Annotated in this window: 19 protein-coding genes; 18 read left to right on the top strand and 1 reads right to left on the bottom strand. The window is 60.7% G+C overall.

Annotated features, from left to right (window positions below; genetic code table 11):
- Window positions 1–70 precede the first annotated feature (70 nt).
- The 18 genes from OA90_RS04690 to OA90_RS04775 all read left to right on the top strand — a co-directional run bounded on the left by OA90_RS04690 (window position 71) and on the right by OA90_RS04775 (window position 18,086).
- The gene (locus OA90_RS04690) at window positions 71–2,863 is read left to right on the top strand and encodes a bifunctional aconitate hydratase 2/2-methylisocitrate dehydratase (RefSeq protein WP_068408696.1); all 2,793 of its coding nucleotides are present in this window, start codon (window positions 71–73) and stop codon (window positions 2,861–2,863) included.
- A gap of 175 nt (window positions 2,864–3,038) precedes the next feature.
- Window positions 3,039–3,761 (top strand): DUF4129 domain-containing protein, encoded by a 723-nt coding sequence (locus OA90_RS04695; RefSeq protein ID WP_068408028.1) that lies wholly within the window; start codon window positions 3,039–3,041, stop codon window positions 3,759–3,761.
- Entirely contained in the window at window positions 3,758–5,080 is a 1,323-nt protein-coding gene (locus tag OA90_RS04700; protein ID WP_068408031.1) for a hypothetical protein, read from the top strand. The genes OA90_RS04695 and OA90_RS04700 overlap by 4 nt, the downstream gene beginning before the upstream one ends.
- A complete protein-coding gene (locus OA90_RS04705) occupies window positions 5,070–6,026 on the top strand; it encodes a MoxR family ATPase (protein WP_068408033.1) in 957 nt (318 codons plus the stop codon). The genes OA90_RS04700 and OA90_RS04705 overlap by 11 nt, the downstream gene beginning before the upstream one ends.
- A gap of 53 nt (window positions 6,027–6,079) precedes the next feature.
- Window positions 6,080–7,321 carry a DUF58 domain-containing protein gene (locus OA90_RS04710; protein ID WP_082836847.1) on the top strand — a complete coding sequence of 414 codons (1,242 nt, stop codon included), beginning with the start codon at window positions 6,080–6,082 and terminating at the stop codon, window positions 7,319–7,321.
- Window positions 7,321–8,319: a stage II sporulation protein M gene (locus OA90_RS04715; RefSeq protein ID WP_068408037.1), complete on the top strand. Its 999-nt coding sequence runs from the start codon at window positions 7,321–7,323 to the stop codon at window positions 8,317–8,319. The genes OA90_RS04710 and OA90_RS04715 overlap by 1 nt, the downstream gene beginning before the upstream one ends.
- On the top strand, window positions 8,316–9,239 hold the full coding sequence (locus OA90_RS04720; RefSeq protein ID WP_068408039.1) for an RDD family protein: 924 nt from the start codon (window positions 8,316–8,318) through the stop codon (window positions 9,237–9,239). Before OA90_RS04715 ends, OA90_RS04720 begins: the two co-directional genes overlap by 4 nt.
- Window positions 9,240–9,326: 87 nt before the next feature.
- Window positions 9,327–10,187, top strand: a complete 861-nt coding sequence (locus OA90_RS04725; protein ID WP_068408041.1) for a hypothetical protein — start codon at window positions 9,327–9,329, stop codon at window positions 10,185–10,187.
- Between the two features lie 168 nt (window positions 10,188–10,355).
- Window positions 10,356–11,132: a hypothetical protein gene (locus OA90_RS04730; RefSeq protein ID WP_068408698.1), complete on the top strand. Its 777-nt coding sequence runs from the start codon at window positions 10,356–10,358 to the stop codon at window positions 11,130–11,132.
- Between the two features lie 192 nt (window positions 11,133–11,324).
- Complete coding sequence (gene ccmA / locus OA90_RS04735; RefSeq protein ID WP_068408043.1) at window positions 11,325–11,987, top strand: heme ABC exporter ATP-binding protein CcmA; 663 nt, start codon at window positions 11,325–11,327, stop codon at window positions 11,985–11,987.
- The gene (gene ccmB / locus OA90_RS04740) at window positions 11,984–12,655 is read left to right on the top strand and encodes a heme exporter protein CcmB (protein WP_068408045.1); all 672 of its coding nucleotides are present in this window, start codon (window positions 11,984–11,986) and stop codon (window positions 12,653–12,655) included. Before ccmA ends, ccmB begins: the two co-directional genes overlap by 4 nt.
- A 93-nt stretch (window positions 12,656–12,748) precedes the next feature.
- A complete protein-coding gene (locus tag OA90_RS04745; protein WP_068408047.1) occupies window positions 12,749–13,516 on the top strand; it encodes a heme ABC transporter permease in 768 nt (255 codons plus the stop codon).
- A gap of 4 nt (window positions 13,517–13,520) precedes the next feature.
- Window positions 13,521–13,694: a heme exporter protein CcmD gene (gene ccmD / locus OA90_RS04750; RefSeq protein WP_068408049.1), complete on the top strand. Its 174-nt coding sequence runs from the start codon at window positions 13,521–13,523 to the stop codon at window positions 13,692–13,694.
- A 5-nt stretch (window positions 13,695–13,699) separates the two neighbouring features.
- Complete coding sequence (locus OA90_RS04755; RefSeq protein WP_082836848.1) at window positions 13,700–14,323, top strand: DsbE family thiol:disulfide interchange protein; 624 nt, start codon at window positions 13,700–13,702, stop codon at window positions 14,321–14,323.
- 132 nt (window positions 14,324–14,455) lie between these two features.
- Window positions 14,456–15,223 carry a DUF1223 domain-containing protein gene (locus OA90_RS04760; protein WP_068408052.1) on the top strand — a complete coding sequence of 256 codons (768 nt, stop codon included), beginning with the start codon at window positions 14,456–14,458 and terminating at the stop codon, window positions 15,221–15,223.
- Window positions 15,224–15,574: 351 nt separating this feature from the next.
- On the top strand, window positions 15,575–16,468 hold the full coding sequence (locus tag OA90_RS04765; protein ID WP_068408054.1) for a cation diffusion facilitator family transporter: 894 nt from the start codon (window positions 15,575–15,577) through the stop codon (window positions 16,466–16,468).
- Between the two features lie 80 nt (window positions 16,469–16,548).
- The gene (locus OA90_RS04770; protein WP_068408702.1) at window positions 16,549–17,376 is read left to right on the top strand and encodes an ABC transporter permease subunit; all 828 of its coding nucleotides are present in this window, start codon (window positions 16,549–16,551) and stop codon (window positions 17,374–17,376) included.
- A 26-nt stretch (window positions 17,377–17,402) separates the two neighbouring features.
- Window positions 17,403–18,086 carry an HAD family hydrolase gene (locus OA90_RS04775; protein ID WP_068408056.1) on the top strand — a complete coding sequence of 228 codons (684 nt, stop codon included), beginning with the start codon at window positions 17,403–17,405 and terminating at the stop codon, window positions 18,084–18,086.
- Between the two features lie 145 nt (window positions 18,087–18,231).
- Here the strand turns inward: OA90_RS04775 and OA90_RS04780 are convergent, their stop codons facing one another.
- Complete coding sequence (locus OA90_RS04780) at window positions 18,232–19,452, bottom strand: ammonium transporter (RefSeq protein ID WP_068408058.1); 1,221 nt, start codon at window positions 19,450–19,452, stop codon at window positions 18,232–18,234.
- Window positions 19,453–19,842 lie beyond the last annotated feature (390 nt).

Here is a 19,842-nt window from a genome sequence, read left to right on the forward strand (position 1 = left end):
AAATTTGCAATCGGAGTCAGGTACAAAGATGCAAATGTCGGATTCAAACCATCAGGACGCCGGGATCATCATGAGCTTGTACACAGACTACCTGAATGAGATCGAAACTCGCAAAGGCCAGGACCTGCATCCCAAGCCCATTGAGGATGGCGCCCTCGTGCAAGAGATCGTCGCCCAGATCAGGGATCCCCGGCATGAACACAGGGAGCAGTCCCTCAAGTTCTTCATCTACAACACATTGCCCGGAACGACGAGCGCCGCCGGCGAAAAGGCGAAATTCCTGAAAGAGATCATTCTCGGCACAGTCGTTGTTGAAGAAATCGGGAAATCCTTTGCCTTTGAGCTTCTGTCTCACATGAAAGGCGGTCCCTCTGTCGAAGTTCTGCTCGATCTGGCTCTCGGGGACGATAAATCCGTCGCCAGGGACGCCGCCGAAGTTCTCAAGACGCAGGTCTTTCTCTACGAGGCGGACACGGACCGGCTGAAGGTTGCCTTTGAGGCAGGCAATGAAATCGCCCGGGACATCCTCGAAAGCTATGCGCAGGCCGAGTTTTTCACCAAGCTTCCCGACCTTGAGGAAGAAATCAAGGTCGTCACCTACGTTGCGGGCGAAGGGGATATCTCCACCGACCTTCTGTCTCCCGGAAACCAGGCGCATTCGCGCTCCGACAGGGAGCTGCATGGCAAGTGCATGATTTCCGAGGCTGCGCAAAAGGAAATCGAGGCGCTTAAGCTGCAGCATCCGGACAAGCGCGTGATGCTGATCGCCGAAAAGGGAACGATGGGCGTGGGCTCCTCCCGGATGTCCGGCGTCAACAACGTCGCCCTTTGGACCGGCAAACAGGCAAGCCCCTATGTTCCTTTTGTGAACATTGCCCCGGTTGTCGCCGGTACCAATGGCATTTCGCCCATTTTCCTGACAACCGTCGGTGTGACCGGCGGCATCGGCATTGACCTGAAGAACTGGGTCAAGAAACTCGACGACGACGGCAATCCAATTCTGAACAATGACGACAACCCTGTTCTTGAACAGAAATACTCTGTCGAGACGGGCACCGTTCTCACGATCAACACCAAGACCAGGAAGCTCTACAACGAAGCCGGCGATGAAGAGCTTGTCGATGTCTCCTCCGCCCTGAACCCGCAGAAGGTAGAGTTCATGAAGGCCGGAGGCTCCTATGCCATCGTCTTCGGAAAGAAACTTCAGACTCTCGCGGCCGAGACCCTCGGTATCGATGTGCCTCCGGTGTTCGCGCCGTCGAAGGAAGTGTCCCACGAGGGCCAGGGCCTGACAGCCGTCGAGAAGATTTTCAACGCCAACGCCGTCGGAGTGACCGAGGGCAAGGTTCTGCATGCGGGATCGGATGTCCGTGTGAAGGTGAATATCGTCGGCTCCCAGGACACCACCGGCCTGATGACGGCCCAGGAGCTGGAATCCATGGCCGCGATGGTGATTTCCCCCACCGTCGACGGCGCCTACCAGTCCGGCTGCCACACCGCCTCGGTCTGGGACCTGAAGGCGCAGGCCAACATCCCCAAGCTGATGAAATTCATGAACCAGTTCGGTCTGATCACGGCGCGGGACCCGAAGGACGTCTACCATCCGATGACGGATGTGATCCACAAGGTCCTGAACGACATCACGGTCGATGACTGGGCCATCATCATCGGCGGCGATTCCCATACCAGAATGTCCAAGGGCGTTGCCTTCGGAGCGGATTCGGGAACCGTGGCACTGGCTCTGGCGACGGGGGAGGCGACAATGCCGATCCCCGAATCGGTGAAAGTCACCTTCAAGGGCAGCATGAAGAACCACATGGACTTCCGTGACGTGGTCCATGCGACACAGGCCCAGATGCTGAAGCAATTCGGCGACAACGTCTTCCAGGGACGCATTATCGAGGTCCACATCGGTACGCTGCTCGCCGACCAGGCGTTCACCTTCACCGACTGGACAGCCGAAATGAAGGCCAAGGCATCCATCTGCATTTCCAACGACGACACGTTGATCGGCTCACTCGAGATCGCCAAGAGCCGCATTCAGATCATGATCGACAAGGGAATGGACAACAGCAACGGCGTTCTTCAGGGACTGATCGACATTGCCGACAAGCGGATCGGCCAGATCAGGTCCGGTGAGAAGCCCGCACTGACGCCGGACGACAACGCCAGCTATTTCGCCGAAGTCGTCGTGGATCTGGATGTCATCGACGAGCCCATGATTGCGGACCCGGATGTGAACAATGCGGATGTTTCCAAAAGATACACCCATGACACGATCCGGCCCGTGTCCTTCTACAAGGGCGAGAAGAAGGTTGATCTTGGATTTGTCGGCTCCTGCATGGTCCACAAGGGCGACATGAAGATTGTTGCCCAGATGCTCAAGAACCTCGAGAAGGCCAATGACAAGGTCGAGTTCAAGGCGCCTCTTGTGGTCGCCGCCCCGACCTACAACATCATCGACGAACTGAAAGAGGAAGGCGACTGGAGCATTCTCCAGAAGTACTCCGGATTCGAGTTCGACGACGCCGCACCGAAGAGCACCGCCCGGACAGACTACGAAAACATCCTCTACCTCGAGCGGCCGGGCTGTAACCTGTGCATGGGGAACCAGGAGAAAGCCGCGAAAGGCGACACGGTGCTCGCAACGTCCACGCGTCTGTTCAAGGGCCGTGTCGTTGAAGACTCCTCGGAGAAAAAGGGCGAGTCCCTCCTCGCCTCGACTCCCGTTGTCGTGCTGTCCGCTGTCCTTGGCAGAACACCGAGCATCGAGGAATACAAGGCTGCCGTGGAAGGGATCGATCTCACCAAGTTCGCTCCGCCGCTGCAAAAACCGGCGGCTCCCAGATCGGTGCATTTTTAGGCACCCCAACCGCTTCGAGTGATGACTGCCGCCGACGGACAGATGGCCGTCGGCGGCAAACGATCCGGACGCCATCTTGCGACCCCGAAAACTCGTTGGCGTGGGCCAGGCCACGCATCCAGATAAGGCGAAACGCTCTATTGCGCCGGGTTGGGCAAGCACGTTAAAAACAGCCATGCGCTGCTTTTTTGTTTTTTTTGTTCTTTCAATCGTATTTTCCCCCCTGACCCAATCGCTGGCGCAGGAGGCTGTTCGTGAACCGGTCGAGATCGGTGAATCCGGACGCGATTACCTCAGGTCGATCCGGCTGCGCCGCATCGACACCGACGTTGCCTATTACGATCCGTCCGCGCCCCCACCGGAACTGAAGACCGGGCTTCAGCCGGAGCCTCAGAGACAAACGGAGGGTGAGCGGCCGCGCGGTGAAACCAGCGGTGAGACTGACTGGCCTTTCCTGGTGGTAAGCGGTGTCGTACTTGCCGCGATCCTTTACCTGTTCCTGCGCCTTGGGGGCCGCATGACGGTTTCCCTGAAGCAAGAGGCCCGCAATCCCGGCAGTGGACGCCGCAAGGCCCTGCCGGAAGCTCCGGCCTGGGCCGAGAAGCTTGGCACGCTGGATGAAATCCTGCGCATCGACGACCGGCGGCGCGCTCTGGTGCTGCTGGCGCAAAAAGCCCTCGCCGCGACCGTCGCGGCCAATGGCGTCCTCATGCAGCGCAGCTGGACCGCGCGCGACGCACTGCGCCATATCCCCGACAGACAGGCACAGGTCGACGCGCTGCGTGCCCTGGTCATGGCCAGCGAACGCGTGCAGTTCGGCGGGCGCGATGTAAGCGAGGACGAATTTCACCAGCATGTCGCCGACTGCAGACAATTGCTTGGACAGGGCACATCATGAGCGACACGGAAACCACCCGCCCTCCCGGCACGCTGCGCATCGAGCTGGTGGTCATCGTTCTTGTCTGCGCCATAGGAATTGCCGGACTTTGGTACCTTCTTTCACAGCAGCAGCAGACACTGCGCAGTTCTCCCGCCGGGTTGGACGGACTGCAGGTCTGGCTGACGTCCGAGGACGTCAGCGCGCAAAATTTCACCGGCGGCTGGCCGATCGATCAGACATCGGTCGGCCTTCTGGTGGTACCGGTCTACGACACGGCGCTTGATGCCGACCGCGTGCCCGCCACGACCCAGCAGGAACTGTTGCGTCAGCAGGATGAATACGATCTCGATGCGGACGTCATCGGGCTCAAGGCGCGAACCGTACCGACGCTTGTCGTCCTGCCGAAATGGCGCAGCGGGATGCGCCTTACAGGGCTTGCCCATCCTGTGCTGAAGACCGAACGCGACCGTCTGGGGTCAACGCTCGGCAGGATAATCGATGAAAGCGATCCCGAACTGATCGACGCGAAGTCCCCCTTCACGGACTTTCCGTACCGCTCGACTGACGGCAAAGACCTGAGCGCCCGGATTTATGCGGCGCAGACGATCAAGGCGCGCGGCTGCATCCCGGTCATCGGCACAGAAGAAGCAATGCTTCTGGCCGACTGCCCCCTCCGGAAGGACGCCGGAGATCAGGACGGGAGGCTTCTTGTGCTGACGGACCCGGATCTGCTCAACAATCACGGTCTGCGGCTGGGCGACAATGCGCATATAGCCAGCGACTTCCTTCGCTCTCGGGCGGCCGGCCGCAATGTCGTGATCGATTACAGCCGCAGTTCCTGGCTTCGCGACCCCTTCAGCGAACCCGAGCGCGAACGGACATGGGCGGATCTCGGCCGCTTTTTCGGCCCTCCCTTCCTGACACTCTGGATTGGCGCCGCGCTGGCCTTCCTGCTGTTTTTCTGGCGCGGCGCACTGCGCACCGGGCCGATCCGCCCTGAAGCTGCGGCGCCCGGGGCCGGCAAGCTGCTTGCGGTGCGCGCAAGGGCGCGGTTGATGCGGCTGTCCGGTCACGATGGCGCCCTGATCCGCGAGTACGCCGCAGCGCGGATGGCGGCAATGGCGGCCGCGCTTTTCGGGTCCGCCCATGCGCGCCACTATGGCGGCGAAGACGCTTTTCTGAAATCGGCCCAGCGCCGGCATCCGGCCGAAACGGCCCGCCTGCGCACGGTTCTGGCGAATATCCGGCAGCTTCCGGCCCATCTTCCGGCAAGTGAAGCCATCCGGCTCATCGACGAATTCGAACAGGTTCTGGAGCAAATAAACCATGACGCTTGACGCCCTGCGGCAACACACGGACGCCTTGAGGGCGGAAATCGGACGCACCGTCCTCGGTCAGGAGGACATTGTCGACCTGCTGCTGGTCGCGCTGTTCGCACGCGGCCATGTGCTGCTCGAGGGTCCTCCCGGCACGGCAAAGACCCTTCTGGCCCGAAGTTTCGCCGCGGTTCTGGCGCTCGACTTCGGCCGCATTCAATTCACTCCGGACCTGATGCCCGGCGACGTTCTGGGAACCTCGATCTTCGATTTCCGTACCAATGCCTTCGTTCTCACCAAGGGCCCGATCTTTTCCCAGGTTCTGCTGGCCGATGAAATCAACCGTGCACCTCCCAAGACCCAGGCGGCGCTCTTGCAGGCGATGAGCGAGCGGACTGTCAGCATCGACGGCAGCGATCATTCGCTCGGCCGGGAGTTCATCGTGATGGCCACGCAGAACCCCATCGAGCAGCAGGGCACCTACCCGCTTCCCGAGGCGCAACTCGACCGGTTCCTGTTCAAGCTGGTGATCGATTTTCCGCCCGAGGACATAGAAATGGCCATCCTGCGCCAGCATGCCGCCGAACCCCTCGAGGCGGGCCTGGAAACGGCGGACCTCACCAAGGTGCTGGACGCGGCAGCGCTGGCGGAAACCCGGGACCTGGTCGACGCAATCATTCTCAAGGACGACATCCTCGCCTATATCCTCCGCCTCGTGCGCGCGACTCGGGAGAGCTCCGAAATCGCCTATGGCGCCTCGACCCGGGCGGCGGATGCCCTGGCCAGTGCCGCCAGAGCCACCGCTGCGATCAACGGCCGCGATTACGCCATCCCCGACGACGTCAAACGGCTCTTCATACCCACCCTGCGTCACCGGATCGTCCTCGGTCCCACCGCGGAAATAGAGGGCCGCAGCCCCGCGCAGGTTCTGGAAAACATCCTCAGCCAGATCGAGGCTCCCCGCTGATCCGTCCCTCCAAAAGACTGCTTGTCCTGGCCCTGGCAACGCTCATCCTTTCGATGATCGCGGTGCTGGCAGGTGGCGCGGTGCGCGAAGCCGCCGAAGCACCGTGGATTCTGCTGGCGGTGGCGGTGATCTGCGATCTGGCGCTGTCCCTCCGGCGACCGAAAGCGTTGACCTTCGAAACGCCGGCCGAGATCTTTGTCGGCGAAACTGCCACGTTGCACATGACAATCGACAGGGCACCCCGGGATCTCCGGGCCCGGTTCGACTGGCCGGCCGGGCTGGAGGAAAGCGGTGAAGTCACTTTCCTCCCCGCTTCAGACGGCCGCGCCACCTGTGACATTCGCTGCCGTGCGATACGGCGGGGTGTCTGGCGCCTCGAACATGTCTGGCTGCGTTGGACATCGCGCCTGAAACTGCTCGAGTTCGTGCCGCGTCTGGACGCGGGCGTGGAAATCCGCGTTGTCCCGAACATCCGGCTTGTCCAATCCGGACAGATAACCACCACGGTCCTGTCCACGCTCTTCGGCGCGAAGGAAAACCGGGCTATCGGCGAAGGGTCGGAATTTCAGCAGCTGCGTGACTTCGTCCCCGGCATGGACATCAAGACAATCGACTGGAAACGTTCCGCCCGCCGCAGGTCGCTTGTCGCCAAGGAACTGCGCGCCGAACGCAACCACCATGTCATCGTCGCGCTCGACAACGGCTATCTGATGCGCGAGGAGATCGGCGGCCTGCCGAAGATCGACCACGCCGTCACGGCGGCGCTGGCAACCGCCTGGGCCGCGGCGATAGGCGGGGACCTCGTCGGGTATTACTCCTACGATGTGAAACCCCGCACCTTTGCAACCCCGGCTCCGGGCCGTGCGGCTTTTGCGAGGCTGCGTCACTGGACGGCTGAACTGTCCTATGTCAGCCGCGAGACGAACCACACGCTGGCCTTGAGCGAGTTGAACGCCCGCACGCCCAAACGCAGCCTGATCGTCGTTTTCACCGATTTCATCGACACCACCTCGGCCGAACTGCTGATCGAGAACATCGCCATTCTCGCCAGGCGTCACCTGCTGATCTTTGTGACCATCCGCGACCCGGAGCTGGAGACACTTGTCGATACGCCGCCTGAAGACCTCAACGGCGCGGCGGCACTCGTGGCGGCCAACCAGTCCATCCAGGAACGCCGCCTGGTCCTTGAACGGCTCACCCGCCTGGGCGTGACCATTGTCGACGCCAGACCGGAAGCGATTACCGCGCGGTTGATTTCGACCTATCTCGAGATCAAGGCACGGGAGCTCATCTGATGGACAGCCAGGACCTCATCCGCTCCGCACGGTTCCGAAAGGAGCGCGAGGCCGACTGGCAGCGTCTTGAGACGCTGGTGCGGACAGCGGAGAGCAAGGGGCTGCAGCGTATGGCATTCGCCGATGCGCGCGACCTCGCCGAACTCTACCGGCAGGCCACGACATCGCTCGCCATTGCCCGGGAGATCTCGCTCGACAAGGCCCTGCTCACGTATCTGGAGGCCCTGACAGCCCGCGCCTATCTGTGCGTTTACGCGCCGCAGGAGCGGCTCGGCGGATTGTTCGGCCGGTTCCTGAAACGCGGCGCACCTGAAGCCATGCGCCGGTCCTGGAAGTTCATCCTTCTGGGCTTTCTCTTCATGACGCTCGGCGCGCTGGCGGGCTATCTGCTCTATTTCGAGAACAACGACTGGTTCTACGTCTTCATGCCATCCGAGATGGCCAGTGGCCGCAGCCCGAATGCCACCACCGAGTCCCTGCGGTCCTCCATCTACGGTCATGACAGCGGAACATCGGGACTTGGCAGCTTTGCGGCCTATCTGTTTTCTCACAACACCCGGATCGCCATCTTTGTCTTCGGTCTCGGCGTTTTCGCCTGCGCACCGGCAATCCTGCTGACGTTCTACAACGGTCTCATACTCGGAGCCTTTTTCGCGCTTCATGTCGACCGGGGCCTGGGAGTGGATCTCGCCGGCTGGCTCTCCGTCCACGGGGTCACCGAACTGTCGGCCGTCTGCATCGCCTGTGGCGGCGGGCTGAAACTCGGTTCGGCGGTTCTGTTTCCCGGCAACAGAACACGCGCCGATGCCCTTCGCCATGCCGGCCGCGATGCGGTGAAGCTGGCACTCGTTGCCGCGCTCATGCTTGTCGCCGCCGCGCTGCTGGAAAGTTTCGCCCGCCAGCTCGTTCAGGACATGACCTCGCGCTTCGTGATCGGCTGGGGCGTCGGCGCACTCTGGCTGGCATGGTTTGCGTTCGGCGGAAGGAGGCTGCGATGATCGGCCGCTTTCGCAAAGACAGGAAGGACAAACGACCTTCACCCGATACTCTCATGCCACCGGAAGGGGTCCCCCTGACGCTGCCGATTGCAGGTGTCGGTGTACGCACCGCCGCGCAGTTCACCGACATTGTCCTGACCTCCATCGCGGCGATCAGCCTGCTTGTCCTGCTTGGAACCCTGGGTCTGCTGGGACCGCAATCGATGACGGCCATCGCCGTGCTGGTCTTCTTCTGTATCGGCGTTCCCTACTATGTGCTGGCCGAGCTAGCCTGGAACGGCCAGACGCTGGGCAAGCGCATCATGAAGATCAAGGTGGTGGCTCATGACGGTGGATCGCTGAGCGCGCATTCTCTCGTCCTGCGCAACCTTATGAAGGAAGCGGAGGTCTTCCTGCCGGGCACGCTCCTCCTGACGCTGGACACGGCATCTCCCCTGGAGACGGCCGCGTCGCTGATCTGGATCGCAATCGCATTGCTGGTGCCCCTGTGTAACCGTTACCGCCGCCGTCTCGGCGACATGATGGCCGGAACCCACGTGATCCATCTGCCGGTGCCGATATTGCTGAAGGACATGGCGGTGGAAAAACCGCAGGTAGAAACCGACCGAAAGTCCTTTGTCTTCCTGTCCCATCAGCTCGATCACTACGGCGCATTCGAACTGCAGACCCTCGAAACACTGCTTCGGTCCCGCAACACACCCCCGGCCACCGCCGTCAGCCGGCAGACGGAAGCAGCCATAGCAACGATTGTCGAAAAGATACGCAAGAAGATCGGTTACGCCGAACCGGTGCCGCCGCAAGACCGGATTCGCTTCCTGCAGGCGTTTTACAATGCCCAGCGCGAACACCTGGAACAGCGCCGGCTGTTTGGCGACCGGCGCGAGAACAAGCATTATGCCCAGACGAACGGAGACAGCTGATCGCGCCTACTCCTGCGATAGGCTTGACTGACCGGATCCTCCTCCTATCCTGAAACAGGATTTTTTTGATTTTGGAGAACCATACTATTGACTGACGATCATGCAGCCGCTCAAGAACACATCGCCAGTCCAGTTTTCGAAAGCCAGCCAAGACTGCCCCTCAGCGTAGGCACACTGATTAGCGACAGCTTTGCGGTTTTCTTCCACCACATCGTCGTTGTCTGTCTGATCGGACTGGTGCCGATGCTCCTCGGACAGGTGCTTCCCGATTTGGTCCTCGGGTACTACACGGGTTTCGGCGAGATCGGATCTGACGCGTTCGACACAATTTTACTGCCTCTGGTCATGACGTTTTTGCTGCTGGCGGTCTACTCAATCACCACGGCCATTCTGGTCCAGCTCGCCTGTGACGATCAACTCGGCCGCCAGATCAGGATCCGCCGGTACATCCGGCCCGCCATCAGGGCCTTGCCTGCAATCCTCATTCTGAGCTTCGCGGTCCTGGCGATCCTTGTTCTGTCCCAGATAGTCGTGATGCTATTTTCGTTCGCCTCGCACTATCTCGCGCTCGTGGCGCTTCCATTCCAATTCGGTTTCGTTCTCTGGATTGTTGCGGTTTTCTCAGTCTGCGCGCCTGCAGTCATCTTTGAGCAGTCCGGCCTGCGTGGGCTCACCCGCAGCGCTGAACTGACCTGGCACTATCGCTGGCCAATTGTCGGCACCCTGGTGCTGATCAGCCTGCTCATCGCTGTGTTCTATCTGGTCGTTGGCGCTATTTTCATGGTCTTGTCGATGGCGACCAACGGTCTGATCGGCGGCCTTCTCTTCGGCCTGCTATCAACCGCAGGTACCAGTATTCTCGCCATCGCGGTATCGCTGATCTACGCTCGCTTGCGTGAGATCAAGGGAGGTGTAGGCCTCGAAAGCATCTCCGAGGTCTTCGATTGACAGGGGTTACGGGGTGTTGAGAGCCCGATTGCCCATCTGGCGTCAACGCCTTGCTTGTTGCCATTCGCCAATGGTGAGAGGATAAATACGTAGTGTCTTTGTGTACTGCTGAAAAAAGGCATTCAGACATCCTTTTTGAGATTTATTTAAAACGATATGGAGCATTTCATGACTGACACCCCCCTCGATCAGCCCAAGGTTCCGCTCGGCGTCGGCGCCCTGATTGGCGAGAGCTTCTCGATCCTTTTCGGAAATTTTCTCAAGGTGATCCTCGTCGCCTTCGTGCCCGTCCTGGTGGGTCTCGTGTTGTCGGGCGGACTGATTGGCTTCGATGTCGCGCTCGGCGTGGAAGATCCCACATTCAATGACGCCGGCGGCACCGCCGCGTTCGGTTTGGCATTCGTTGTGGAAATGGTGATCTACTCCCTGACCACAGCTCTTCTGGTGCAGCTTGCCTATGATGCAAAGCTGAAGCGGCCGGTGCAGCCCGGACGCTATATCGGACCGGCGCTGAGCGCCTTGCTTCCCGTTGCGATCCTGAGCCTGGTCGCCGGCCTGCTGGCCGGCTTCGCAACTCTTCTGTTTATCATCCCGGGACTTTGGGTCTATGCGGTGTTCTCGGTAATGGTCCCGGCAATCGTCATCGAACGTGTCGGATTTGGCGGTCTCGGCCGCAGTGCCCGGCTCACCAAACAATATCGCTGGCCGATCGCCGGCGCGCTTGTCCTCGGCCTGATCCTCATCGTGGTCATTAACTTCGTGGTTGGCCTGGTCATCGGACTTGTGGCGTACATCGGCGGCACCATCCTTGCCACCATCCTGTTCTCGGCACTTTCCGCCATCGGAGTGGGTTACATCAGTATCCTGGTGGCACTGATCTACGCCCGGCTGCGCGAGATCAAGGAAGGCATCAGCGTCGACCAGATCGCGTCCGTATTCGACTGATACGATCCGGCTGACATGAGGGGCTGCGGTGGTCACAACCGCGGTCCCGGACGGCACAAAGGCTTCACCGGCGGGATCAGCGGCTGCACCTGGTCGCCTATCCCCCGGGCCCTGGGCGTATTTGCCCACTTGCCACTGCCCCATGCGGCCCTCTAACAAGGGAGACTCAATAAATCCGCGCCGGAGTCGACCCTGAAACTCATCGCCGAAAACCTGACCATCGACCGCGGCGGACGCCGGGTGTTCGAGGATCTGTCGTTCTCGCTGGAAGGCGGGAGCGCCCTGGTGGTGACCGGGGCCAACGGTATCGGCAAGTCGTCGCTACTGCGCACGCTGGCGGGGCTGGTTCCGCTCGCACAGGGATCGATCCGGCTGGAGGGCGGCGCACCGGACACACCGCCGCAAGAGCACATCCACTATTTCGGCCATCAGGACGCTGTCAAGCCGGCCCTTTCGGCACTTGAAAATCTGCAATTCTGGCGGAATTTTTGCGCCGCCGCTCACGGTTCAGGCTTTTCCGGCGATCCGATGGAGCCTCTCAAAGCGTTTGATATTCTCGGCATCGAACATACCGCACAACTGCCTGCGGCATTCCTGTCAGCCGGTCAAAAACGCAGATTGTCGCTTTGCCGGCTTCTTGTGACGCCAAGACCGGTCTGGCTGATGGACGAACCGACCGCAGCGCTCGACAGGGTGTCGGAATCGCAGCTCCTGGACCTGATGAACGCGCATCTCGCGGCCGGCGGCCTGATCGTGACGGCGACGCATTCGGATCTCGCGCTTGAAAAAACGCTGAACCTGCACTTGCAGACCGGCGATGCGGCCGATCTGCCGCTTGAGGACGCCCCGCAATGAGCACCTGGGCCATCGTTCTTTTCCAGCGTGACCTGCGGCTGTCCGTCCGGGTGGGTGGAAGCGCGCTGGTGGGGGTACTGTTTTTCCTGGCCGTCGTGACCGTCATTCCCTTCGGCGTCGGCCCGGATCTCAACCTGCTGTCGCGCATCGGGCCGGCGATCCTTTGGATCGGTGCCCTGCTCGCCACGCTGCTGGGGCTTGACCGGCTGTTCCAGGCCGACCGGGACGACGGAACGATCGACCTGATGCTGATGGCCGGCCGGCCGCTGGAACTGGTGGTCCTGATCAAGTGTCTGGCTCACTGGGTGGCGACCGGCCTGCCCCTCGTCGTCGCCGCACCCCTCCTGGGGGTTTTCCTCAATCTCGAACCGGCCGCGATGGCCGCCGTCACACTGACTCTGCTGGTCGGAACACCGGCCCTCACGCTGATCGGAGCAATCGGTGCAGCGCTGACCGTGACCCTGCGCCGGGGTGGACTTCTGTTGGCCGTTCTTGTGGTTCCGCTGGCAATACCGGTGCTGATTTTCGGCGTCAGCTCCGCAGATGCCGCCATTCACGATCCTGTGCCGTTTCTGACGCCGTTCCTGATCCTGTGCGCCCTCTCGCTGATCGCCGCGGTCATCGGTCCGATCGCCTCGGCCGCCGCCCTGCGCTTCGCAGCCGACTAGGGGCCGGCCCATGAAATGGTTTGAGCGAACGCAATGCGCCTCTGCGACCGTTCGATACATTGATGGCAACGAAAGACTGCAGTAAAAGCAAGCATGGCATTTTGGGATTACGCAAATCCGACGCGGTTTTTGAAGCTGGTCCAGGTGGTTCTCCCCTGGCTGACCGGCCTCTGCGTGGTGGCCTTCGCGGCCGGTCTCTACATGAGTTTCTTCGTCGCCCCGGAAGACTACCAGCAGGGTCAGACGGTCCGCATCATGTATATCCATGTGCCCGCCGCCTGGCTGTCGATGATGTGCTATTCGATCATGGCCGTCTCGTCGCTCGGCACGCTGGTCTGGAAACATCCGCTCGCAGATGTGTCCGCCAAGACCGCCGCGCCGATCGGCGCGGCCTTTACCTTCATGGCGCTGGTTACCGGCTCGCTCTGGGGCAAGCCCATGTGGGGCACTTATTGGGTCTGGGATGCAAGGCTGACGTCCGTACTCGTGCTGCTGATCATGTATCTCGGACTGATGACCCTGTGGCGCACGATGGACGATCCGATCAAGGCCGGCAAGGCGGCTGCCGTTCTCACGCTCGCCGGCGCTCTCAATCTGCCGGTCATCAAATTTTCGGTCGACTGGTGGAACACGCTGCATCAGCCCGCAAGTGTCATGCGCTTGGACGGCCCGACCATTCACCCGGATATCCTCTGGCCCTTGCTTGTCATGGCGGTTGCCTTCACGCTGCTGTTTTTCGTGCTGCACCTGATGGCGATGCGCAACGAGATCCTGCGCCGCCGCGTCCGCACCCTGCGCCTGCGGGCCGCCAGTGCCGCCCACCCCCGTTCCGCGGTCGCAACCGCACAGCCTGCGGAGTAAGATCATGGACCTTGGGCCCCACGCCGGCTTTATCCTTGCCTCCTACGGCCTTTGTCTCCTCACCGTGCTCGTTCTGATCGCCTGGATAAGGATCGACAAGGCCGGCCAGGAAAAGGCGCTGAGGGAGCTTGCGGAGCAGGGCGTCTCCCGCCGGCGGCCTGAAGACGGCGGTCGTTAACCCGGATGAATGCCCAGGACACAAATGCGGGTTCCGGCAAGGATCCCGGCTCCAAAACACCTAAACGCGGCTTCCCCGTGCTCGTTCTGCTGCCCCTGGTGGTGTTCGCCGCGCTCGCCGGGTTGTTCCTGTTCCAGCTTACGCTTGGCAACGATCCGCAGAAGATCCCCTCCGCGCTGCTGAACAAACCGGCGCCCGACTTCACTCTTGCGACCGTACCCGGCTTGCTCAAGGACGCCGCACCCGTACCCGGTTTCTCCCGGGCCGACCTTCTGGGCAAAGTGTCCGTCGTCAACATCTTTGCCTCCTGGTGTGTGCCCTGCCGTCAGGAACACCCTCTCCTTGAGGAACTGTCAACGGTGGAGGGCATCCAGCTTCTGGGCATCAACTACAAGGACAAACCGGAAAACGCGCGCCGTTTTCTCGGAAGTCTCGGCAATCCCTATTCGCGTATCGGGGCGGATGATGCCGGTCGGGCAGCCATTGAATGGGGCGTCTACGGCGTACCGGAAACTTTCATCGTCGATGCCCGCGGCATGATCCGGTACAAATTCATCGGTCCGCTCAGCCCTCAGTCCTACCGGGACGTTTTCCTGCCGGAACTTCGCAAAATCCAGCAAGGCGGCTGACACGCCCGGTTTTGGCAACCGTCGTCACATTTGCGCGATATCCGGGAAAACCCGCCATGGTCACCGCCTCGTGACTCGCGCTTGACAGCGCGATTGCCTAATTTAAAGCCATCCAGAAGAGGAATTGACCAGATGGTGGGTGCACAGCGCCGGAGAGCCGTGAGAGCTTTCCGGAAGGTTTTTATCGTCCTTGCCGGAATAGTCGCGCTGACGGCTGCCGTGGATCGCGTCGAGGCTGAGCCTCAAAAGGTCGTTGAACTGTTCACAAGCCAGGGCTGCTCGTCCTGTCCTCCGGCCGACCATCTCGCGGAACGGCTGGTCGAAGAGGAAAGCGATCTGCTGACACTCGTCATGCCGGTGGATTACTGGGACTATCTTGGCTGGAAGGACACGCTCGCAAGCCCGGTCCATTCCCAGCGCCAGCGTGCTTATTCGGCCCGTCGTGGTGACCGTTCGGTCTATACTCCGCAGATGGTCATCAATGGCAACGAACACGTTGTCGGCAGCCGCGAAAGGGATGTCCGCGCCGCCCTTTCCCGCACCGACCCGTTCACCGCGACCGTCGATCTGAAAATCTCCAACATGGTCGTCAAGGCCACGGTGGACGGAACACTGCCCGGGAACGCGTCGATGGCGACGGTCTATTTCGTTCAGATCGAGGGTGAGGCGGAGGTTGATATCGGCCGCGGCGAAAACGCCGGCCGCAAGATCCGGTATGTCAACGTCGTCCGCAATCTCCAACCCATCGGCATGTGGTCGGGTGGCGCGGAAACCTTCCGCATGCCGAAGTCCAAGCTTATGCTGAAAGGCGACGCCCGCTGCGCGATCTTGATCCAGGTGGAAGACCAGGATGGACCGGGAGCCATAATCGGCGCCACGGTTATGGACTGGAAAGGCTGATCTTCACGCGTGTTGCACCTGAAGATCGCCAGCACGCTTTCAAATGCCATTCCCCTGCCCAGCGAATGCCGCGCATTTTCCAGGCATTCAGCTGATTTCGCGGGAATAATGGCGCCATGTGCCTTGTAACCCGCCCAAAAACTGCTACCCCTTGCCCCGGTTTGATCGTCTCATCAGATCGTCAGACCCTTGGCCGGAACCGGCTGAAGGTCTGAAAAGTTGATTTGTTGAAAGTGTTGAGGCTTCTGTCGGCGTTGCATTGAACGCAGGACATGATGGAGCAGCTGGAGTTCGATCGGCATATCCGCTCTCACGCGTGTTGTTCGGAGCGGATTGACCCGGGGGTATGACATGGACCTGAAGCGCAGGCTACGGATTGCCTTTTCAAGCATAGTGATCGGCATCGTCGTGCTCGGCCTCAAATTCGCCGCCTATTGGCTGACCGGATCTGTCGCCCTGTTTTCCGACGCCCTGGAAACCACCGTCAATATCGCGGCCTCGATCGCAACCCTGGCAGCCGTCTGGTTCGCGGCCAAACCCGCCGACAGCAATCATCCCTACGGTCATGACAAGGCCGAATACTTCGCGGCCGTTCTGGTCGGGGTGATGATCGTCCTGGCAGCGATTTCCATTTTCTATGCGTCCTGGATCGGCTTCACCAGAGGCCACAGTCCGCATTATTCCCCGTTGGGGATCGCCATGAACCTGAGCGCCGCGATCATCAATGCGCTCTGGGCGCGCTATCTGATCCACTACGGCAGCAAGACACGGTCACCGGCGCTGCTGGCGGACGGCAGACATCTGATGGCGGACGTCATAACGTCGGCCGGTGTGCTGACCGGCGTCGTTCTTGTGCTGATCACGGGCTGGAGGATCCTCGATCCTGCCCTCGCAGCTCTCGTCGGCTTCGCCGTGCTCTGGTCCGGCTGGGGACTGGTCAAGGAGTCTGTCGGAGGCCTCATGGACGAAGCCGCCTCAGCCGACGTCCTCGACAAGATCCGCCTGCAGATTTCCGAACATGGCGAGGGCGCCCTGGAAGCCCATGACCTTCGGTCCCGAATTGCCGGCAAGTCGACCTTCGTCGATTTTCACCTGGTCGTTCCCGGAGAAATGTCGGTTGAAGCCGCTCACGATATCTGCGACAGGATCGAGGTCGCCATCGCGGAAGACGTTCCGGGCGCCCGTGTCACCATTCATGTGGAGCCCGAACACAAGGCGAAACATTCCGGTATTGTGGTTCTCTAGGCGTGGTTTCCAATGAGGCTGTTCATTGGAAACCACATTTGGCCCGCAAGACCGAATTCTTGAAACAGGACGATCCCAAGATGCCTTCCTGGCGGCGGTTTCACGCCCAGCTTGCCGATCACATCATTCTGATCGTCGGATCGCTCTTCATGGCGATGCCGGTCTATTCCCTGTTCGCCGCGACAACCCACGGGGCCGGTGTCCCCATGATGCCGAGGCTGGACATGGGAGGAAACGCGCTCGAAAACTACGGCCGTTTTCTGACCTCGGACTATGGCTTCTCCGGCGAGGTGACGGCGCTCACCATGCTGTGGAATTCCTTCCTGCTCGGCGCGGGATTCGCCTCGCTGAAACTGGTCCTCTCGCTCATCACCGCCTATGCGCTGATCTACTTCCGCGTCAGATTCGCAAGTCTTGTCTTCGCCATTCTTCTGCTCACGCTCCTGCTGCCGCTGGAGTCCCGCTTTCTGCCCACATATGAAGTGGTTGCGGGCCTTGGCATGGTGAATACGCGCGCCGGGCTCATATTTCCGCTTGTCGCCTCCGGGCTTGGAACGCTGTTCTTTCGCCAATTCCTGCTGACAGTGCCGGACACACTGATGGAATCCGCACGCCTCGACGGGGCCGGCCCCTTCAGGTTCTTCAGGGACATTCTGCTGCCGATTTCCCTGCCGACTGCCGGAGCGCTGTTCCTGGTATTGTTCGTCACCGGCTGGAACCAGTATCTGTGGCCCGTCATCGTGACATCCGAGGAGAGTGCCTACACGCTGGTCCGAGGCATGCAGTTCTTCGGCCGCGCCAGCCCGCACGGATTGATGCTCGCGGTTCTGGCGGTGCTCCCGCCGGCCCTGCTTGTCATCTTGTTTCAAAGACAGGTTGTTAAAGGTCTGTTCGACGGCTCACACTAGGTACCGACCCATACAATGAGGATGACATGGCATTTGAGGCGATCCTTTTCGATTGCGACGGCGTTCTGGTCGATTCCGAAAAGATCTATGTGGAAGTGGAACGCGAGCATCTGGCCAGGATCGGTCTTCATTACGACCTGAATGTCTATATGGACCGCTTCCAGGGCCTCGGTGGCGCGGACTTCTGGGCCGCTTTGCAAAGCGATCATCAGGCACTCGGCAAGGGTCCCCTGCCGGAGACCTTTGGTCCGGATCTTGACGCAGCCACCTTGGCGCGGATCGACGCCGAACTCACCGACATAGCCGGCATCAAGGAACTGCTGGAGGCACACAGGGGAGCACGTGCGGTCGCGTCCTCGTCCCGCCTGCAGCGGCTGCACCACAAGCTGCGCCACACCGGTCTTCACGCCTATTTCGAGCCGCACATCTATTCAGGCGAACAGGTTGAGAACGGCAAACCGGCGCCGGATCTCTTTCTCTTCGCTGCCGGCAAGCTGGGTGTGCAGCCGGCGTCGACGCTTGTCATCGAAGACAGCGCCAACGGGGTCAAGGCCGGGCTGGCTGCCGGCATGACCGTCTGGGGGTTTGTCGGCGGCGGTCACAGCCATGACGGCCATGCAGGACAGCTTTCGGCCGCAGGGGCTCACAGGGTTGTCGACAGCCATGACGATCTGGCGGCCATGCTGTCGGACGCAGGACCGGTGGCTTGAAGCAGACGGCAGTCTGCCAATCCCCTCCGTCCCTGCCTTGAGCCGGGGCCTTCAGAGACGGTGGCAGGTCCCGGCCCAAGGCCGGGACAGCGCCGCGTGAGTTTGACGCTGCATCAACCGCAAACCGGACCCTGCCTCCGGGCTTTTACCTGCCCAGATCGCTTTCGGGATTTGCGCTGATCTTGTGAATGGAGAGATCGGCACCAAGATGCTCTTCTTCCGCCGTCAGCCGCAGACCCGTTACAACTTTCAGAACACCATAGACGGCAAAGCCGGCGCCAAGCGCATAAACCGCACCGATGAGTGTGCCCGCGATCTGCGCCAGCGGCGACACGCCACCGAGGCCGCCCAACGCCTCCAGCCCGAAGAAACCGGCGGCAATTCCGCCCCAGGCACCGCAGATGCCGTGCAGCGGCCAGACACCGAGCACATCATCGACTTTCAGCTTGTTCTGGCAGATCTCGAAGCCGATCACGAAGATACCGCCTGCGATACCGCCAACAATCAGACAGCCCGCGGGATGCATGATGTCTGACCCGGCGCAGACCGCGACGAGGCCGGCCAGCGCACCGTTATGGACAAACCCCGGATCGTTCTTCCCGACCACGAGCGCGGCCAGGATGCCGCCTGCCATGGCCATCAGCGAGTTGATCGCGACGAGGCCGGAAGCTCCCTCCAGCGACCCGGCCGTCATTACGTTGAAGCCGAACCAGCCCACACACAGCATCCAGGATCCCATGGCGAGCCAGGGCAGCGACGACGGCGGAATGCCGACCGGTCGACCGTTGCGGTCGTAGCGGCCGATACGCGGGCCGAGAAGCAGCACGGCCGCCAACGCGATCCAGCCTCCGACGGCATGGACCACCACAGACCCCGCGAAATCGTGGAAGGGCGCGCCGAAGGAGGCTTCGATCCAGGCCTGGATGCCGAAATTGCCGTTCCAGACAACGCCTTCGAAAAGCGGATAGACAATGCCGACAAGCACGACGGTCGCAAGACATTGCGGCCAGAATTTCATTCGCTCGGCGATACCGCCTGAGATGATCGCCGGAATGGCGGCTGCGAAAGTGGTCAGAAAGAAGAACTTGACCAGCGTCAGGCCCTGCAGCTCGAACCCCTCTCCGCCGCCGGACAAGGCCGCGGCATTCACCAGGAAGGTCGTGCCATAGGCAACCGCATAGCCGACGAAGAAATAGGTGACGGTCGACAATGCGAAGTCAACGAGAATTTTAACCAGAGCGTTGACTTGGTTCTTTTGCCGCACGGTCCCCACTTCGAGAAACGCGAACCCTCCATGCATGGCAAAAACGAGGATTGCCCCGACCAGAACAAAAAAGACGTCCCCACCAACCCCTGCTGCACTCATTTCCGACCCCCGATTAGGCAAATTGCCGCTTGTTTATGCTTTTGGAGCCACAAGCTATACAAACCGCATGCCAATCGGGCAGAAGACTAGAAAATACGCAGTAATCAGCCGATCTATTGAGCATGTTCGAAAAGATGCTGCGTTTCGGCATGCCTAATTCTGCTTATTCGATAATCAATTGCCTAATTTTTAGGTCCATCTAATCACCTTGAGCGAAATCGATTGAATGTCGCTGGATCTTTTCGGAGCTGTCCGAAGATCCAGGGTATCCGTCCAGATGCAGAACGTCCGGGACGCTCCATCCGAAGAGAGCGTCAGGCAAAAAAAAGCCCGGAGCGAACTCCGGGCTTCCAAGTTTGCGGTCTGAGCCAAAAGACCGCCTGGGAGATA

Source organism: Labrenzia sp. OB1, from assembly GCF_001624695.1.
Taxonomy (GTDB): Bacteria; Pseudomonadota; Alphaproteobacteria; order Rhizobiales; family Stappiaceae; genus Roseibium.

Bases quoted from the DNA above. Each gene is read 5' to 3' on its own strand.
- OA90_RS04690 (WP_068408696.1), top strand. From the start codon at position 71: ATGAGCTTGTACACAGACTACCTGAATGAGATCGAAACTCGCAAAGGC.
- OA90_RS04695 (WP_068408028.1), top strand. From the start codon at position 3,039: ATGCGCTGCTTTTTTGTTTTTTTTGTTCTTTCAATCGTATTTTCCCCC.
- OA90_RS04700 (WP_068408031.1), top strand. From the start codon at position 3,758: ATGAGCGACACGGAAACCACCCGCCCTCCCGGCACGCTGCGCATCGAG.
- OA90_RS04705 (WP_068408033.1), top strand. From the start codon at position 5,070: ATGACGCTTGACGCCCTGCGGCAACACACGGACGCCTTGAGGGCGGAA.
- OA90_RS04710 (WP_082836847.1), top strand. From the start codon at position 6,080: ATGATCGCGGTGCTGGCAGGTGGCGCGGTGCGCGAAGCCGCCGAAGCA.
- OA90_RS04715 (WP_068408037.1), top strand. From the start codon at position 7,321: ATGGACAGCCAGGACCTCATCCGCTCCGCACGGTTCCGAAAGGAGCGC.
- OA90_RS04720 (WP_068408039.1), top strand. From the start codon at position 8,316: ATGATCGGCCGCTTTCGCAAAGACAGGAAGGACAAACGACCTTCACCC.
- OA90_RS04730 (WP_068408698.1), top strand. From the start codon at position 10,356: ATGACTGACACCCCCCTCGATCAGCCCAAGGTTCCGCTCGGCGTCGGC.
- ccmB (WP_068408045.1), top strand. From the start codon at position 11,984: ATGAGCACCTGGGCCATCGTTCTTTTCCAGCGTGACCTGCGGCTGTCC.
- OA90_RS04745 (WP_068408047.1), top strand. From the start codon at position 12,749: ATGGCATTTTGGGATTACGCAAATCCGACGCGGTTTTTGAAGCTGGTC.
- ccmD (WP_068408049.1), top strand. From the start codon at position 13,521: ATGGACCTTGGGCCCCACGCCGGCTTTATCCTTGCCTCCTACGGCCTT.
- OA90_RS04755 (WP_082836848.1), top strand. From the start codon at position 13,700: ATGAATGCCCAGGACACAAATGCGGGTTCCGGCAAGGATCCCGGCTCC.
- OA90_RS04760 (WP_068408052.1), top strand. From the start codon at position 14,456: ATGGTGGGTGCACAGCGCCGGAGAGCCGTGAGAGCTTTCCGGAAGGTT.
- OA90_RS04765 (WP_068408054.1), top strand. From the start codon at position 15,575: ATGGACCTGAAGCGCAGGCTACGGATTGCCTTTTCAAGCATAGTGATC.
- OA90_RS04770 (WP_068408702.1), top strand. From the start codon at position 16,549: ATGCCTTCCTGGCGGCGGTTTCACGCCCAGCTTGCCGATCACATCATT.
- OA90_RS04775 (WP_068408056.1), top strand. From the start codon at position 17,403: ATGGCATTTGAGGCGATCCTTTTCGATTGCGACGGCGTTCTGGTCGAT.
- OA90_RS04780 (WP_068408058.1), bottom strand. From the start codon at position 19,452: ATGAGTGCAGCAGGGGTTGGTGGGGACGTCTTTTTTGTTCTGGTCGGG.